Source organism: Planktotalea sp., from assembly GCF_018607995.1.
Taxonomy (GTDB): domain Bacteria; phylum Pseudomonadota; class Alphaproteobacteria; order Rhodobacterales; family Rhodobacteraceae; genus Planktotalea.
This window is the reverse complement of sequence record NZ_JABBAL010000003.1, coordinates 87,284-103,144: the sequence shown is the minus strand read 5'-3', so window position 1 is coordinate 103,144 and position 15,861 is coordinate 87,284. Positions and strand designations below refer to the sequence as shown.

The following is a 15,861-nucleotide window of genomic DNA, read 5'->3' as shown; positions in this document are numbered from 1 at the left end:
GTCGCTGCTGAAACGGGTTCTAGTGTTATCAACCGAGAGCCGCAAGAGGTTTTTTCGCTGTTTCTGCAAAAAGTTTTATTTTTGTTTTTATTGTTTTAAATCAAATAATTAATCTAAGCTTTATTTTCTGCTACTGCCTTACCTCCTGCCTTTCTTAAGGCAGACTGCTACATCTAGTGGCTCCGATGTGAGTCGTTGCCAAATGCTGTATTGAGTGTGTCTAGCTTTTCATTAACCGTGAAATCACGCTCTTTCGACCAAAGACCTTGCGCAATGAAGGTTTTTGGATTTCCACCTGTGCGCGCACTCTTGTTTGTTCACGTCATATCACTTCAAGGTTCTGACCAACCCAGGTTGCCAAATAAAATCTCCGTTTAGAAGATGAGACGGATGAACACCCGCAAACTGATCGAGCGCATCTTTGTTCATTTCACCTAACCTATCACGCATGGCGACAAGTTCGGTTTCCTCTGCTCACAATTTTGCAAATTTTTGCATTTCTAAATCAAAGCTTAGATCAACAAGCGCTTTGAGGTCTGACCATTTATCCTTCACCATTTCCGCGTGCTCACCTCTCTTAAGGCCTCGGCAAAACGAATCGCAGCGGCGACGGCTTCATAGTGCTCCGGGTTGATCTCTTGTCCGATTTCAACAACCGCAAAGATTGCACACGCTGTGGGTGGGTTCGGAATGTAACACGACTTTGGCATCTCTCGCTACTTCTTTGATACGCAAAGCGACATCGTCCACCCATTTCGCAACACAGATCGGTGCAGCAGACCGTGATACTTCCTACTTAAGGGCAACGGCATAATGGTTCGGGTTCACAATGACGACGTCTGCGGTTGGGACGTCGCCCATCATTTGGTTCATCGCAACGTCTTGAGCGCGCGAGCGTCGCGCCTGTTTGAGATGCGGATCGCCTCCGCTTTTCTTAGCTTCGTCTTGCAGCCCTTTATGCGACATTCGATTTTTTTGCTGATGTTCCTAAATTTGCCATCCGTAATCAATGATCGCGATGACTGTCGCGATGAGAACTGCAAGGCTTAGGAATGATGTCACCAAATATAATAGGACTAAAATAGCACCACCTTCACTCGCTGCCGAGGCTCCTACAATTGTGTCGAAATTCGCATTTAGAAACAGACCCAGGCACAACAAAAAACCCAAGATTTTCACAAAACTTTTTGCAAACTCAAACAACCCTCCCCGGCCAAACTTATTCTTGACGTTCTTTGGTATCGAGATGCGAGATGCTTTGGGTTTCAATTTGCTAGAAGTAAACAGCAAAGTCTGTTGCTCTAAAAGTGCTAGAACGATCAACGCAGCGGGCACAATCGCCATTAAGCCAAAAAATTGCCCAGCACCCAGCAAAAGCGGTGCGAACAATCCAAGACTAAAGTGTAAACTGGGCTCGCGACCGAGCGCATTAAATAAACCAATTTGTAATGTGGCACCAAACGAAGAGACGCTTATACCGCCCAAAACCGCCAAAAGCACCCAAATGCCGCAGTAAGATAGGGCGACATTTACCTCGTTTGATCTGGCGACCTCTCCTTTCTTGCGGGCATTATCCAACTTTTTCTGAGTTGGATAATGACTTTTGTCCGCGGCATCATCTTGCTCTGCCATCGGTTGATCACACCGGGATTAAAAAAAGCCAAAGAATAAAAAAGGGGGCCGCAAGTGAGAATGCCAATTGGAAGCCCCATGCAATCTGCGCGATGCCAGCTTCGGAAAAGATGGAAATGTCAGGTAACTGACCGGTCGGGCGAATCGTGTAAGATTCGATCAAATATTGAACGGCACTCACATGCAGGCCGAGCGAAAGCGCCAAAGTCAACCCAACCACCGTAATGACATGGCCAAGTGCGGGCAAAGGTTCTGCACCTGCGGATCCCAAAATCTGGGACAACGACGTTGATTGTGCAGCTATTGATCCTGCAGTTTGCAAACAAAAAACGGAAACTCTGGGCATGAGGCCGAACCACAGACCAATCCCGATGGCCGCACTCAGCCAGTTCGCGCCAGCCAAGCTATTTTGTGAAACACCATGCACAACCGAGAAACCGATCAAAGACATGCAAACCGACATGACGAGTTTCCCGCGCGCGGGGATCGACGCTTCGCCCAAGGCGGGCAGTAAGGAGACCGATGCAGCGACGCGAAACAGGACAAGGAAGAAACTTAGTGCATATGGCACCCAAAGTTCTGGGCCAAAGAACTCATGCCACGGCAACACCGGCGATTGCGAGGACCGCTTCGGTACAAATCTCTTCAAATGACAGGACTAGCGCGGCAATCCGCCGCGCTGAAATGGCTGTCCGCAAAAATCGTCTTCGCTGCGTTGATGTAACAATCGCAGGCGTGACACCCCTCTCGGTTTGCTCCGATACTTGGTCGCCCACTGAGGCGACAAGCTTGCTAAACAGATCTGGTGGCAACGCAATGTTCGCGATGCCTTGCTCTGTTTCAAGTTGGTAAGTGCTGAATGTTTGTTCCCACTCAGGTGCAAGCTGGATGAGCGGAATTGTTCCATCTTTTCGTTTTAAACTAGCAATAGGCTGGAGACCCAGAGCCTGTCGCACAAACTCGCAGGTTGCCTCACGATGGCTGGCGGTGGAATTGGGTCAATGGGTCGGCATGGATGTTCGCGCAGAAAATGAAGGCTTTTTCGATGGCAGTGACATTGAGCTCATTGCGCCCGATCGTACGGATGCAGATCAACGCATTTTAGTTGTACGTTATAAAACCGGCGGCATCGCGACCAGAGAGAACATCGCAGCCTCAGGCACCGACTTTAGTTGGGATGGTAACTTCGCTAACGATGTGGAAGCCCCGCATGGCACCTACATCTTCAGAGTTGAATCATTCAATAATGGAACATCGCTCGCAACTGAGAGCGATTAAGCCTACAATAGAGTGCGTGAATCCGTCATTGAAAATGGCGAAACCATGCTGATTCTAAAAGGCGGAATTTCTGTCGCACCAGGTAAAGTATCCGCTCTTCGCAGTCATAATTAAGACAGCAATGTTTGAACGCCGTTGAATGCCAAAACACTCACAATTCCACCTGCTACAAACCACAAGCTCCGGCTTATTGTTTTGCTTGGTTCGTAAGTTGGGGGTTGTTCTGATTGCTTGATCAACACGGCTTCCACCAAACTGGGTAACCGTGGGCCAAATCGCGCAAGAACTTGCGCCGTTTTCGATAGGTCACGCGCTACAGCAAGCGGACCGATGCTACCTTTGATATACTCTTCCACTACAGGTCGCGCGACCTGCCAAATGTTCATATGTGGATCCAACGATCGCGCCACGCCTTCAACCACAACCATCGTGCGTTGCAGCAAAATTAGTTCAGTGCGCGTTTCCATCCCAAAGCGTTCCGTGACATCGAACAGGTAGTTCAACAAACGCCCCATCGAAATATGGGTCGCATCCATTCCGAAGATGGGTTCACCCACCGCCCGCAGAGCGCGGGCGAATTCTTCAACATCACGGTCCGCGGGCACATATCCCGCCTCAAAATGTACTTCTGCGACACGTTTGTAATCACGACGGATAAACCCGAACAAAATCTCGGCATAAACACGGCGCGTATATTCATCGATATGCCCCATGATCCCGAAATCATAAGCTATAATATCGCCATTCGGAGCCACCTTAAGGTTGCCCTGATGCATGTCCGCATGGAAAAAACCGTCACGCAGCGCATGCTTCAAAAACAGTTCCAAAACGCGCGCAGCCAGAACAGCACGGTGATGACCCGCAGCATCAATCGCATCGTTGTCACCTAAAGGGACACCATCTGCCCAGCCAAGCGTCATCACGCGACGGGCCGACAAATCCCACTTTATCGCAGGCAAAGTAAAACCCGCATCATCGCCTGTATTGGCAGCAAATTCTGACGCGGCAGAGCTTTCTAAGCGAAGATCCAGCTCTCCCAGAACGACACCTTCGAAATGCGTTATGACCTCGATAGGACGCAAACGACGCGAAGCGGGTGAGAGTAATTCGATCATTTTAGCGGCCAGATAAAAAGCGTCGATATCTTTACGAAACGCTTTTTCTATCCCGGGTCTCAGCACCTTTACGGCAACGATTTCGTCCGTGCCGGCAATCTTTGCCTGATGAACTTGCGCGATTGAGGCTGCAGCAACAGGTTCACTGAACTCAGAAAACACTTGTCCCGCAGGCAAACCCAATTCTTGCGCGACAGTTTCTTTCGCCACCTCAATCGGGAAAGGTGGAAGTTTGTCCTGCAAAACACGCATTTGCACCGCGAGTTTATCGCCTACCATATCTGGTCGTGTCGACAAAACCTGTCCAAATTTGATGTAGGCAGGTCCAAGTGCGGTCAACGCGCGCGGCGCGGGTGGCATGTTTACATCGCCCTTGTAGCCGAGCCATTTGAACGGCCATCCCAAAGCGCGCGCCAAAATACGCAAAGGGCGCGGCGCGTCCATCGCATCCAGCACGACACCCATCGCACCAGTACGTTCCAAAGTCGCACCAGTTACTACGAGACGCCAAATGTTATGCGGTCCGCGCATCGGCTAGATTTTCCAACCGGAATGAAGCGCCGCAATACCCATCGTCAGATTGCGGTACTTTGCATTTTTGAAGCCTGCCTTTTTCACCATATCAAGGAAAGTATCCTGATCAGGAAACTTGCGAATTGATTCAACAAGGTATTGATAACTATCCGCGTCGTTCGCAATCAGTTTTCCCATAGGCGGGATCACGTTGAAGGAATAGCGATCATACGCCCATTGCATCGCAGGGTTTGGAATTTGCGAAAACTCTAAAACCATCAAGCGACCTCCGGGGCGCAAAACGCGAAATGCTTCGTTCAACGCTTCTTGGGGACGGGTCACATTTCGGATGCCAAAACTAATTGTGTAAACATCGAAACTGTTGTCCCCAAATGGCAACGCCATCGCATCACCAACAACCCAATCAAGCGAATCGACCATCGCGCCAGCTTCAGCCCGCTTACGACCCTCAATCAACATAGGCTCTGTCAGATCGAGCACAGTCGCATGACCACCACCTGCGCGTTTCAAAAAGCGGAATGAAATATCACCAGTCCCACCTGCCACATCGAGCAACTTCTGACCCGCGCGGGGTGCAAGCCAATCCATCATCGCATCTTTCCAAACGCGGTGAACGCCCATCGACATAACGTCGTTCATAATGTCGTACTTGGACGCCACAGAATTGAACACGCCTTGCACGCGCCCTGCTTTTTCAGTCTCAGGTACTGTTTGAAAGCCGAAATGTGTGGTCTCGGAAATCTGATCGCTCATGAAGACGCCCATCCTTTTATTTGACCTTCGTTATAGAGCGCTGCACACACGATACAATGCGCCCTTTTGGCTCGCTCACTGCAATGGAAGGGGATGTAGAATGCCAGAACTACCTGAGGTCGAAACTGTGCGGCGCGGTCTTGCCCCCGTCATGGAGGGCGCGCGTATCGCAAAAGCTGATGTGAATCGGCCCAATCTGCGCTGGCCCTTTCCCGACCAGATGAGCGAGCGTCTAACAGGGGCAAAAATTGAGCGCTTGCGCAGGCGGTCCAAATACATTCTTGCGGACCTCGATACCGGCGAATCGCTTCTGATCCATTTGGGAATGTCGGGGCGAATGTTGATTTCTGGCGCAAAGATTGGCCAGTTCACCCATGATCATCCACCTGCTGAAAAACATGATCATGTAGTTTTTCATATGGAAAATGGCGTGCGTGTAACGTTCAACGATCCCCGCCGCTTCGGCGCGATGGATTTGCTAGACACAAAGGCCGCTAACAGCCACAAGCTTTTGTCTTCAATTGGGCCTGAACCACTCGGGAATAGCTTTGATGAGGCGTATTTGATCGAGGTGCTCAAAACCAAAGGTAGCCCGATCAAAACCGCGCTTTTGGATCAAAGCATCGTCGCAGGCTTAGGAAATATCTATGTGTGTGAAACGCTTTACCGTGCGCAAATCGCGCCAAGCCGCAAAGCGAACAAGATTTCCAAACCCCGTGTTGCCAGCCTCGTTCCGATTATAAGACAGGTGTTGAGTGATGCAATTGAAGCAGGTGGATCCTCGCTTAAGGACTTTCGCCAAGCCAGCGGCGATTTAGGCTATTTCCAGCATAGCTTTGACGTCTACGGGCGCGAAGGGGAACCCTGTAAAACCGTTGATTGCGGTAACACGATCAGGCGTATCGTGCAGTCGGGTCGCTCGAGTTTCTATTGCCCCACCTGCCAAAGATAGCTTGAAACGCGCCGTGCACATGGTAATCAATCAGATCTGAGCGCAACAACAGTGAGCGAACCAAATGGCCTATGAAACGCTGATCGTCGAAATCGAGGATCACGTCGCCCTCATTCGTATCAATCGCCCCGAGGCGATGAATGCTTTGAATTCACAAGTCTTGAGCGAGCTGAGCACAGCACTTTTGGATGCCGACAAGAATGACAAGGTGCGCTGCATCGTGTTGACCGGCTCCGACAAGGCCTTTGCTGCTGGTGCAGATATCAAGGAAATGTCTGAAAAGACGTTTGTTGATATGTTCATGTCCAATTTCTTTGCAGACGAAGGCGACATAGTGCGCGCGACTCGCAAGCCGATCATTGCGGCCGTTGCAGGTTATGCGCTTGGCGGCGGCTGTGAATTGGCAATGATGTGCGATTTCATCATCGCGGCAGACACTGCAAAGTTCGGTCAGCCTGAGATCAACCTTGGTGTTGTTGCAGGAATCGGCGGCACCCAGCGCCTTACGCGGTTTGTGGGCAAGTCCAAGTCGATGGACATGCACCTCACTGGTCGCTTCATGGATGCAGAAGAAGCAGAACGCAGCGGACTTGTGAGCCGCGTTGTTCCTGCGAAAAAGCTCAAGGAAGAAGCGCTTGGAGCTGCCCAGAAGATCGCGGAAAAGTCTGTTTTGACTTCTATGGCCGTCAAAGAAGCTGTAAATCGCAGCTATGAGACGACCCTCAGCGAGGGTATTCTGTTTGAGCGTCGGTTATTCCATTCCCTCTTCGCGACTGAAGATCAAAAGGAGGGTATGGCCGCATTCCTAGAGAAGCGCCAAGCGCAATTTCGTGACAAATAATCACCCAAGACCTTGGGGCCTGTTGACACAAAGCTGAGTCGGCCCTAAAGACCCAAATTCAAGATGAAACCGAACCCAAACAGTGGGACGATGATATATGGCTAATACGCCTCAAGCAAAAAAGCGCGCTCGTCAGAACGAAGCACGCTTTCAAGTAAACAAAGCGCGTCGCTCGCGCATTCGTACTTTTCTGCGTAAAGTAGAAGAGGCGATTACATCCGGTGACAAAGACGCGGCTTCCGTTGCTCTTCGTGACGCACAGCCTGAAATCATGCGCGGCGTGACCAAGGGTGTTTATCACAAGAACACAGTGGCGCGCAAAATGTCCCGTCTCTCTGCTCGCGTCAAAGCAATCGGCTAAGCACAGCGTCAAACGCTGGTCTTACAAATAATCTAAGCGCCACCTGTTATGGGATGGCGCTTTTGTCGTTTATACGGTTCTCTGGCCGATTCTCCGCTGGGTTTTGGAAAAATTCAGTCAGTCAATATGACTCCATTTGCACCACTGCATTTTCAATTCGATCTGTTGCATTTACCCGTGAAAAGAGATTCTTTTCGACCATTCAATGAGTCAAGTTAATAGATAAGTTGCCGCGCCGCACAACGACTTGCTATCAATGCAGAGCGACTCATGTTGGCCTGAGAAATCTCGGAGTGGAACGAAGCAGCGTTGCGACCCAAAGTGCGGTCTCACACTGGATTCACCAAACTTCCTTATGTTTCTGGCACGTCACGCAAAGCACATGTAGGTGGATGGGACCCGCCGATATGCTGAGCATTCGAGTTTTGTAAGGCTTTCCGAAGCTACGCGAAATCGACATGACTTTCCGTGGTGCTGCTCGCCCACAGAAAGTCGCGAAAGAAGTTTGGGAAAGAAAGAATTCAAATGACGCTCGACGACTGGGGACAATTACAAGACATTCTTCGGGCATCCGTAGGTAAGAACAACTACACCAACTGGATTGGCCCTTTGTCGTTTGTAGGCGCGAAGAATGGCGTGGCAAGCTTTAGTGTTCCAACGAATTTTCTCGGGAACTATGTGTCACAGAACTTTGGCGACATGATCGTCTATCAGGCGCAACAGGCCGGCCACGATATTCAGCGCGTCCACTTCGCTGTGCTCAAAGCCAACCCTGCGGATACCAGCAAGCAACACGCTGCGATCGCTCCCAAACCAGACACTCATACGCCTGCGCAAAAATTCTCCAGGATTCCTGACTCTCTAGCAGGCGCTCCGCTCGACAAGCGATTTACCTTCGACACATTTGTCGTTGGCAAACCGAATGAACTTGCGCATGCTGCTGCCCGCCGTGTCGCAGAAGGTGGCCCAGTGACGTTCAATCCGCTTTTTCTATATGGCGGTGTTGGCCTTGGTAAGACGCACCTAATGCATGCAATCGCGCATGAACTTCAGTCTGCGCGCCCTGATCTTAAGGTTCTTTATCTCTCCGCTGAACAATTTATGTACCGCTTTGTGCAAGCACTGCGTGAACGCAAAATGATGGACTTCAAAAGCCTCTTTCGCGCGGTTGACGTGCTCATGGTTGACGACGTTCAGTTCATTGGCGGAAAAGATAGCACTCAAGAAGAATTCTTCCACACGTTCAACGCGCTCGTGGATCAAAACAAACAAATTATCATCTCCGCAGATCGTGCGCCTGGTGAAATCAAAGGGCTTGAGGATCGCATCAAATCGCGTCTGCAATGTGGTCTTGTTGTCGACCTGCACCCAACGGATTACGAACTGCGCCTTGGCATTCTCCAGTCGAAAGTCGAGATTCAAAAAGCCCAGTATCCGGGCCTGCATATCGACGAAGGCATCATCGAATTCCTCGCGCACCGCATCAGCACCAATGTCCGCGTACTTGAAGGTGCACTGACTCGTCTCTTTGCCTTCGCCTCTCTTGTGGGTCGCGAAATCACTATGGATCTCACGGTCGATTGTCTCTCCGACGTGCTGCGCGCGTCCGAGCGTAAAATCACCGTCGAAGAAATTCAGCGACGCGTGTCAGAGCACTACAATATCCGCCTATCGGAACTCATCGGCCCCAAGCGCGTGCGTAACTTTGCGCGTCCGCGTCAGGTGGCGATGTATCTATGCAAGCAGCTGACTAGCCGCTCTTTACCAGAAATCGGGCGTCGCTTTGGTGGCCGCGATCACACGACGGTCATGCACGGCGTGAAGCGCATTGAAGAGCTGAAAATTCAAGATGGCCAAATCGCGGAAGACATCGAAATGCTGCGTCGCGCGCTTGAAGAATAGGCAACCGTCCTAACAAACCCTCGCGCCTTTGTTAGAAAGGGCTTGAGGGATGCACCGTTTCAGGTAATTTGTCGTTTCGACACGTCTTTCTAGGAGCGAGACACATGAAAATGAGCATCGAACGCGCAACGCTGCTAAAAGCCGTCTCGCACGCCCAATCTGTGGTGGAGCGCCGCAACACAATTCCAATTCTTGCAAACGTGCTGATCGAAGCGGAAGGTAACGACGTACGTTTCCGCGCAACGGACCTCGATATCGAAGTTGTCGACAAGGTTGAAGCCTTGGTCGAGCGCGCAGGCGCGACCACAGTTTCTGCAACAACTTTGAACGAAATCGTGCGCAAATTACCCGATGGCGCGCAGGTTACATTGAATGATGATGGCACCTCCGGCCGCCTCACGATTGAAGCGGGTCGTTCGAACTTCTCTTTGGCAACATTGCCAAAGGAAGACTTCCCTGTGATGGCAACCTCCGAGTACTCTGCAAATTTCTCAGCACAAGCCAGCGTTCTGCGGCGCTTGTTTGACAAATCCAAGTTTGCGATTTCCACCGAGGAGACGCGCTACTATCTCAACGGTGTCTATATGCACATCTCTGACGCGGAAGGCGGTAGAGTTTTGCGTTGTGTCGCAACCGACGGCCACCGTCTTGCGCGCATTGATGCTGACTTGCCAGAGAACGCATCCGAAATGCCTGGCGTAATCGTACCGCGCAAAACTGTCGGTGAATTGCGCAAGCTTCTGGATGAAGACGACATGCAAATCGCCGTCTCTGTATCGGAAACCAAGGTACGTTTTGCGACGCCCGAAATCACCCTAACCTCCAAGGTTATCGACGGGACCTTCCCCGATTACACGCGCGTGATTCCACAGGGCAACACGCGCAAGCTGGAAGTTGACGCAGCTGACTTCGCCAAAGCCGTAGATCGCGTTGCAACTGTTTCATCTGAGCGTTCGCGCGCCGTGAAACTTTCGCTTGATGAGGACCGTTTGGTGCTCTCGGTTAACGCCCCTGATAGCGGTGCTGCGGAAGAAGAATTGGCCGTTGCCTACGGTGATGAGCGTCTTGAAATTGGCTTTAACGCCAAATACTTGCTCGAAATAGCCAGCCAGGTGGACCGCGAAAATGCGGTGTTCCTCTTTAACTCTTCCGGCGATCCGACGTTGATGCGTGAAGGCAATGACACAAGCGCTGTCTACGTCGTCATGCCGATGCGCGTTTAAAGCCAGCCGATGCTCGCCATAACCGAGCTTACGCTTTCACATTTCCGCTCGCACAAGCTGGCCCGCATTTCATGTGGGCCTATGCCTGTTGCGATCTTCGGCCCGAATGGCGCTGGTAAGACCAATATCTTAGAGGCGGCTTCCCTCTTTTCACCAGGTCGCGGGATGCGGCGCGCCAGTGCCGAAGACATGACACGCCGCCCCGAAGCACTGGGGTGGAAAGTCACAGGTCTCCTTCAATCAAAAGACCAAGCCCATGAGATCGAGATGTGGTCCGAGAATGGCAGTGCGCGCAGTACCAAGGCCAATTCAAAGCCCGTTCCACAGAATCGACTGGCAGAACTCTCCCGCGTGTTATGGCTCATCCCTGCGATGGATCGCCTTTGGATCGAAGGCGCTGAAGGGCGCCGTCGCTTTCTTGACCGTATGGCACTTAGCTTTTTTCCGAACCATGCTGAAGCATCACTCACCTATGAAAAAACCATGCGCGAGCGCAACAAGCTGCTGAAAGAGAACGTGCGCGACCCAATGTGGTACAGTGTTCTCGAAACTCGCCTTGCTGAGACGGGTGCTGTGATCCATGAAAATCGCGTCCACACGTTAACCTTCCTTAGTGACGCTCAGGCGCGGGCCGAAACCCCCTTCCCCACTGCTGATCTTGAATTGATCCACGCAGAAGACGCTATGCCCCTCGATAGCGCTGATCTGAAAGACGCCTTTGAGGCCAGCCGCTCTCGTGACCTCGCCGCAGGTCGTACTCTGGTCGGTCCTCATCGCGCGGATCTGTACGGGGTGTTTACTGCCAAGGGCGTGCCCGCCAAAGATTGCTCAACGGGTGAACAAAAAGCGCTACTGATCTCCCTCATCCTTGCGAATGCGCGTGCGCTGGCTGGGCAAATCGGGGCACCGCCCATCCTTTTGCTTGATGAAGTCGCAGCCCATCTTGATACGACCCGTCGCGCAGCATTATATGCGGAGATATCGGCGCTTGGCGCACAAGCTTGGATGACAGGCACTGGCGCAGAGCTTTTTGACAGCCTATCGAGCCAATCTGTCCATCTTGAAGTAACCGAAAATGATGGCATTAGCGAAACCAATATTGTCCGCCAAGGTTAGGCTTTGCGCAGCACACAAAATATAGCTGTTGCGCGTGACAATCCCCCCAAAGTTTAGTATAAAACTCCCAAATAAAGAGGGGGTTTTCGCATGTCCGAGACCGAGCAGAGCAACGCCGAATATGGTGCCGATTCCATCAAAGTTCTCAAAGGCTTAGAGGCTGTACGCAAACGCCCAGGCATGTACATCGGCGACACCGATGACGGCTCTGGTTTGCACCACATGGTTTATGAAGTCGTGGACAATGGAATTGACGAAGCGTTAGCTGGTCATGCGGATGCTGTGAACGTCAAAATCCATGCTGACTCGTCGGTTTCAGTCAGCGACAATGGCCGCGGTATTCCTGTGGGCATTCACGAGGAAGAAGGCGTTTCAGCGGCTGAGGTCATCATGACCCAACTGCACGCAGGCGGCAAATTCGACAGCAATTCCTATAAAGTGTCTGGCGGTCTGCACGGTGTTGGCGTCTCTGTTGTGAACGCTTTATCCAACTGGCTTGAGTTGCGCATTTGGCGTGACGGTAAAGAACACGTCGCACGATTCGAGCATGGTGATACCGCTAAACATTTGAAAGTTGTCGGCGATGCAGGCGAGCGTACTGGCACAGAGGTGCGCTTTCTCGCTTCCCTCGATACCTTTTCTAATCTGGAATACGTCTTCGACACTCTTGAAAAACGCCTGCGCGAACTCGCCTTTCTAAATTCCGGTGTACGTATCATACTTGAGGACGAACGCCCCGCCGAGCCACTGCGCACAGAGCTATGTTACGATGGCGGCGTTAAGGAGTTCGTTAAATATCTCGACCGCTCCAAATCGTCCGTTATGCCTGAACCAGTTTATATGATCGGTGAAAAAGACGACATCGGCGTTGAAGTCGCGATGTGGTGGAACGATAGCTACCATGAAAACGTATTGCCCTTCACCAACAATATTCCTCAGCGCGATGGCGGCACGCATATGGCGGGTTTCCGCGGCGCGCTGACACGTACGATCAACAACTACGCGGCCTCCAGCGGTATCGCAAAACGTGAAAAGGTAAACTTCACGGGTGACGATGCACGTGAAGGTCTCACTTGTGTGCTGTCTGTCAAAGTACCTGACCCAAAATTTAGCTCACAGACGAAAGACAAGCTCGTCAGTTCCGAAGTACGTCCTGCAGTTGAAAGCCTTGTGAACGAAAAACTTGCCGAATGGTTTGAAGAAAATCCGAATGAAGCCAAGATCATCGTTGGCAAGATTATCGAAGCCGCACACGCCCGCGAAGCTGCCCGCAAAGCGCGGGAATTGACACGGCGCAAAACGGCGATGGATGTGAACTACCTCGCAGGCAAGCTCAAAGATTGCTCAGAAAAAGATCCGTCCAAAACTGAAGTTTTCCTCGTCGAGGGTGATTCAGCTGGTGGTTCTGCGCAGACGGGCCGTGATCGTCAGACGCAGGCTATCTTACCGCTAAAAGGTAAGATTCTCAACGTCGAACGCGCGCGTTTTGACAAAATGCTGAACTCCCAAGAGATCGGCAACCTTGTCATGGCGCTTGGCACAGGGATTGGGCGCGACGAGTTTAACATCGAAAAACTACGCTACCACAAGATCGTCATTATGACCGACGCGGACGTCGATGGCGCGCATATTCGCACGCTTTTGTTGACCTTCTTCTACCGTCAAATGCCGGAGCTTATTGAGGGTGGATACCTCTACATCGCGCAACCTCCGCTTTATAAAGTGTCGCGCGGCAAGTCCGAAGTTTACCTCAAAGACCAAGCCGAGATGGACGAATATCTGATTGAGCAAGGCATCGACGATGCTGTTCTGCGTCAAGGTAATGGCGAAGAGATCAACGGCCAAGACCTGCGCCGCATCGTAAATGAGGCTCGTCAGTTGAAGCGCGTTCTTGACGCCTTCCCGACGCATTATCCACGTCACATTCTTGAGCAGGCTGCGATCGCTGGCGCCTTCGTGCCCGGCGTCGTCGATCAGGATTTGCAAGGTACCGCAGATCGCGTGGCCGAGCGTTTAAACCTGATTGCGCTGGAATACGAACAAGGCTGGCAGGGCCGCATCACACAGGATCACGGCATTCGCCTGGCACGCATTTTGCGCGGTGTTGAAGAAGTGCGTACGCTCGATGGTCCGATGTTGCGCTCCGGTGAGGCGCGCAAAACCGGCAGCTTCACGCAAAGCTTGCAGGACGTGTACAACCTGCCTGCTACGCTTATTCGCAAGGATCGCAATCAGATGATTTTTGGCCCGCTTGATCTGCTCTCAGCGATCCTGCAAGAGGGTGAAAAAGGTCTAAGCTTGCAACGCTACAAAGGTCTGGGCGAAATGAACCCCGATCAGCTTTGGGAAACAACGCTGGATCCTGATGCGCGCACATTGCTGCAAGTCAAGATCAACGATGTGGCCGAAGCGGATGATCTCTTTACAAAGCTTATGGGCGATATTGTTGAGCCGCGTCGTGAATTTATCCAACAAAACGCGTTGAACGTGGAGAATCTTGATTTCTGATCCGCTCGACCCAGCCATAGAAGCGAAGGTGCGCGGCAGTTTTGCGAATCAAGCGATGATGGCTTCTCTTGGCGCAAAAATGACTGCTGTGAGCCTTGGCCAAGCCGAGATCACGGCGGATGTTTTAGGTGCCTACACGCAACAACAAGGGTTTGCGCATGGTGGCTTGGTCTTTTCAATCGCGGACAGCGCTGCGGGTTATGCAGCGCTCACCATGGTCCCGCTTGAGAATGAAATCATGACCGCAGAGTTGAAAATCAACTATCTGTCCGCTAGCAAAGGACGGTTGATTGCTGCGGGACGCGTTCTAAAATCTGGCCGGCGTTTGGTTGTTGTTGCAGCCGAAGTTTGGGCGATTGACGGCGAAACACGCAAACATGTTGCGGTTTTGCAAGGCACGATGGTGCCTGTCGCGCTTTAGATCAAACGATCCACGGCGCCCGCCAGGACCTTAAGCCCCATCACAAGATCATCCTCTTTCGTGTCTTCCGCAAAATCGTGACTGATGCCACCAATGGATGGAACAAACAACATTGCTGCGGACATCAAAGCAGACACATTCGTTGCGTCATGCAACGCACCAGACGGCATGACGAGCCATTGCTTTGGGGCATGCTCCTGTGCACTTTGTTCTAAAGCTTCGCGCAAATGCGTGTCCATCGCGACAGGCTCCAACCCCAACAAAGGACCATACTTCAGCGCCATTTCATGTGTATCTGCGATCTCTTCAGCCGTTTCTCTAATCACGCTTTCCATGCGTGCGAGCCGATCCGAATCGCCATCCCGCCATTGCATCGAAAACACGACCTTGCCGGGCACGATTGAGGACGCGTTTGGATGCAAACTGACCTGCCCAATTGTCCAAACCGTTTGCGGCGTCACAGCGTTGCACAAACGTTGGTTCAGCAACGCATTGAATGCGGAGAGCGCTTGAAACGCATCGCGCCGTATCGCCATTGGCGTTGTGCCCGCATGATTTTGCTGACCCTCAAACGCTATTTTCATGTCTCGAATGCCGACAATATCGCTGACTACGCCGACGATATCTGACGTCCCATCCATCACTGGACCTTGCTCGATATGCATTTCGATGAAGCCAGAAAACCTTTGAGGCTCAACAAAAATCTCGCACTTTCCCGCCATCATCGCCCGTGCGTCTCGAAAGGTGATGCCATCACGGTCCATCAACGCCTCCGCAGTTTCCAGATCAAGCGTTCCAGCCCAAATCGCACTGCCAGTAGTCACACCGAAACGTCCCTCCTCGTCTTGAAATGACACGACGGACACGGGCGTTAACCCGTCCTCAAACCGCGCTTTCGCAATTTCCAAGGCAGCCATCACACCCAAAGCACCGTCAAGCCACCCGCCCTCTGGCTGGCTGTCTGTGTGTGACCCAAGTAACAGGCTTTGCCTTTTCGCAATCCCAAACACAGATCCCGCAGGGTCTACATGAACCTCTAACCCACAGGCGCGCAATTCGTTGGCAAGCCACGCACGCGCATCGATATCCGCGGCGCTAAAGGCAGGTCGGATAACACCCTGTCCGATCCCACTGGCACCAAAGCTCCGCAGCTGATGCAAACTCTCTAAAAACCGTTGCGAATTGAGGGGCATATGCTGTCTCCTTTCCCACATTAGGGCCACAG

Annotated in this window: 15 protein-coding genes and 1 pseudogene; 9 read left to right on the top strand and 7 right to left on the bottom strand. The window is 51.8% G+C overall.

What is annotated here, in order from left to right:
• Positions 1–551 precede the first annotated feature (551 nt).
• The 4 genes and pseudogenes from QZ280_RS01400 to QZ280_RS01385 form a co-directional block, all read right to left on the bottom strand.
• Positions 552–710 carry an EscU/YscU/HrcU family type III secretion system export apparatus switch protein gene (locus QZ280_RS01400; RefSeq protein WP_293440408.1) on the bottom strand — a complete coding sequence of 53 codons (159 nt, stop codon included), beginning with the start codon at positions 708–710 and terminating at the stop codon, positions 552–554.
• Positions 649–1,632 (bottom strand): annotated as a pseudogene (locus QZ280_RS01395) (EscU/YscU/HrcU family type III secretion system export apparatus switch protein). Before QZ280_RS01395 ends, QZ280_RS01400 begins: the two are co-directional and overlap by 62 nt.
• Before the next feature lie 7 nt (positions 1,633–1,639).
• Positions 1,640–2,281, bottom strand: a complete 642-nt coding sequence (locus QZ280_RS01390; RefSeq protein ID WP_293440406.1) for a flagellar biosynthetic protein FliR — start codon at positions 2,279–2,281, stop codon at positions 1,640–1,642.
• The gene (locus QZ280_RS01385; RefSeq protein WP_293440404.1) at positions 2,226–2,588 is read right to left on the bottom strand and encodes an FHIPEP family type III secretion protein; all 363 of its coding nucleotides are present in this window, start codon (positions 2,586–2,588) and stop codon (positions 2,226–2,228) included. Before QZ280_RS01385 ends, QZ280_RS01390 begins: the two co-directional genes overlap by 56 nt.
• On the opposite strand from QZ280_RS01385, the gene QZ280_RS01380 reads away from it, so the two are divergent.
• Complete coding sequence (locus QZ280_RS01380) at positions 2,521–2,910, top strand: hypothetical protein (RefSeq protein WP_293440416.1); 390 nt, start codon at positions 2,521–2,523, stop codon at positions 2,908–2,910. The two genes, QZ280_RS01385 and QZ280_RS01380, sit on opposite strands and share 68 nt — an antisense overlap.
• A gap of 110 nt (positions 2,911–3,020) precedes the next feature.
• Here the strand turns inward: QZ280_RS01380 and ubiB are convergent, their stop codons facing one another.
• A complete protein-coding gene (ubiB, locus tag QZ280_RS01375) occupies positions 3,021–4,556 on the bottom strand; it encodes a 2-polyprenylphenol 6-hydroxylase (protein WP_293440402.1) in 1,536 nt (511 codons plus the stop codon).
• A 3-nt stretch (positions 4,557–4,559) separates the two neighbouring features.
• Entirely contained in the window at positions 4,560–5,312 is a 753-nt protein-coding gene (gene ubiE, locus QZ280_RS01370; RefSeq protein WP_293440400.1) for a bifunctional demethylmenaquinone methyltransferase/2-methoxy-6-polyprenyl-1,4-benzoquinol methylase UbiE, read from the bottom strand.
• Between the two features lie 100 nt (positions 5,313–5,412).
• On the opposite strand from ubiE, the gene mutM reads away from it, so the two are divergent.
• The 8 genes from mutM (at position 5,413) to QZ280_RS01330 (ending at position 14,636) form a co-directional block, all read left to right on the top strand.
• Positions 5,413–6,264, top strand: a complete 852-nt coding sequence (gene mutM / locus QZ280_RS01365) for a bifunctional DNA-formamidopyrimidine glycosylase/DNA-(apurinic or apyrimidinic site) lyase (RefSeq protein ID WP_293440398.1) — start codon at positions 5,413–5,415, stop codon at positions 6,262–6,264.
• A gap of 64 nt (positions 6,265–6,328) precedes the next feature.
• Entirely contained in the window at positions 6,329–7,105 is a 777-nt protein-coding gene (locus tag QZ280_RS01360; protein WP_293440396.1) for an enoyl-CoA hydratase, read from the top strand.
• 97 nt (positions 7,106–7,202) lie between these two features.
• Positions 7,203–7,466, top strand: coding sequence for a 30S ribosomal protein S20 (gene rpsT / locus QZ280_RS01355; protein WP_293440394.1), 264 nt, complete (start codon positions 7,203–7,205; stop codon positions 7,464–7,466).
• Positions 7,467–7,991: 525 nt separating this feature from the next.
• The gene (dnaA, locus tag QZ280_RS01350) at positions 7,992–9,368 is read left to right on the top strand and encodes a chromosomal replication initiator protein DnaA (protein WP_293440392.1); all 1,377 of its coding nucleotides are present in this window, start codon (positions 7,992–7,994) and stop codon (positions 9,366–9,368) included.
• A 104-nt stretch (positions 9,369–9,472) separates the two neighbouring features.
• A complete protein-coding gene (dnaN, locus tag QZ280_RS01345) occupies positions 9,473–10,591 on the top strand; it encodes a DNA polymerase III subunit beta (protein WP_293440391.1) in 1,119 nt (372 codons plus the stop codon).
• Positions 10,592–10,600: 9 nt separating this feature from the next.
• Entirely contained in the window at positions 10,601–11,707 is a 1,107-nt protein-coding gene (gene recF, locus QZ280_RS01340; protein WP_293440390.1) for a DNA replication/repair protein RecF, read from the top strand.
• A gap of 90 nt (positions 11,708–11,797) precedes the next feature.
• Positions 11,798–14,215 carry a DNA topoisomerase (ATP-hydrolyzing) subunit B gene (gene gyrB / locus QZ280_RS01335; protein WP_293440388.1) on the top strand — a complete coding sequence of 806 codons (2,418 nt, stop codon included), beginning with the start codon at positions 11,798–11,800 and terminating at the stop codon, positions 14,213–14,215.
• A gap of 55 nt (positions 14,216–14,270) precedes the next feature.
• Positions 14,271–14,636, top strand: a complete 366-nt coding sequence (locus tag QZ280_RS01330; protein WP_293440414.1) for a PaaI family thioesterase — start codon at positions 14,271–14,273, stop codon at positions 14,634–14,636.
• Here the strand turns inward: QZ280_RS01330 and QZ280_RS01325 are convergent.
• Entirely contained in the window at positions 14,633–15,829 is a 1,197-nt protein-coding gene (locus QZ280_RS01325) for a hydantoinase/carbamoylase family amidase (protein WP_293440386.1), read from the bottom strand. The two genes, QZ280_RS01330 and QZ280_RS01325, sit on opposite strands and share 4 nt — an antisense overlap.
• Between the last annotated feature and the right edge of the window lie 32 nt (positions 15,830–15,861).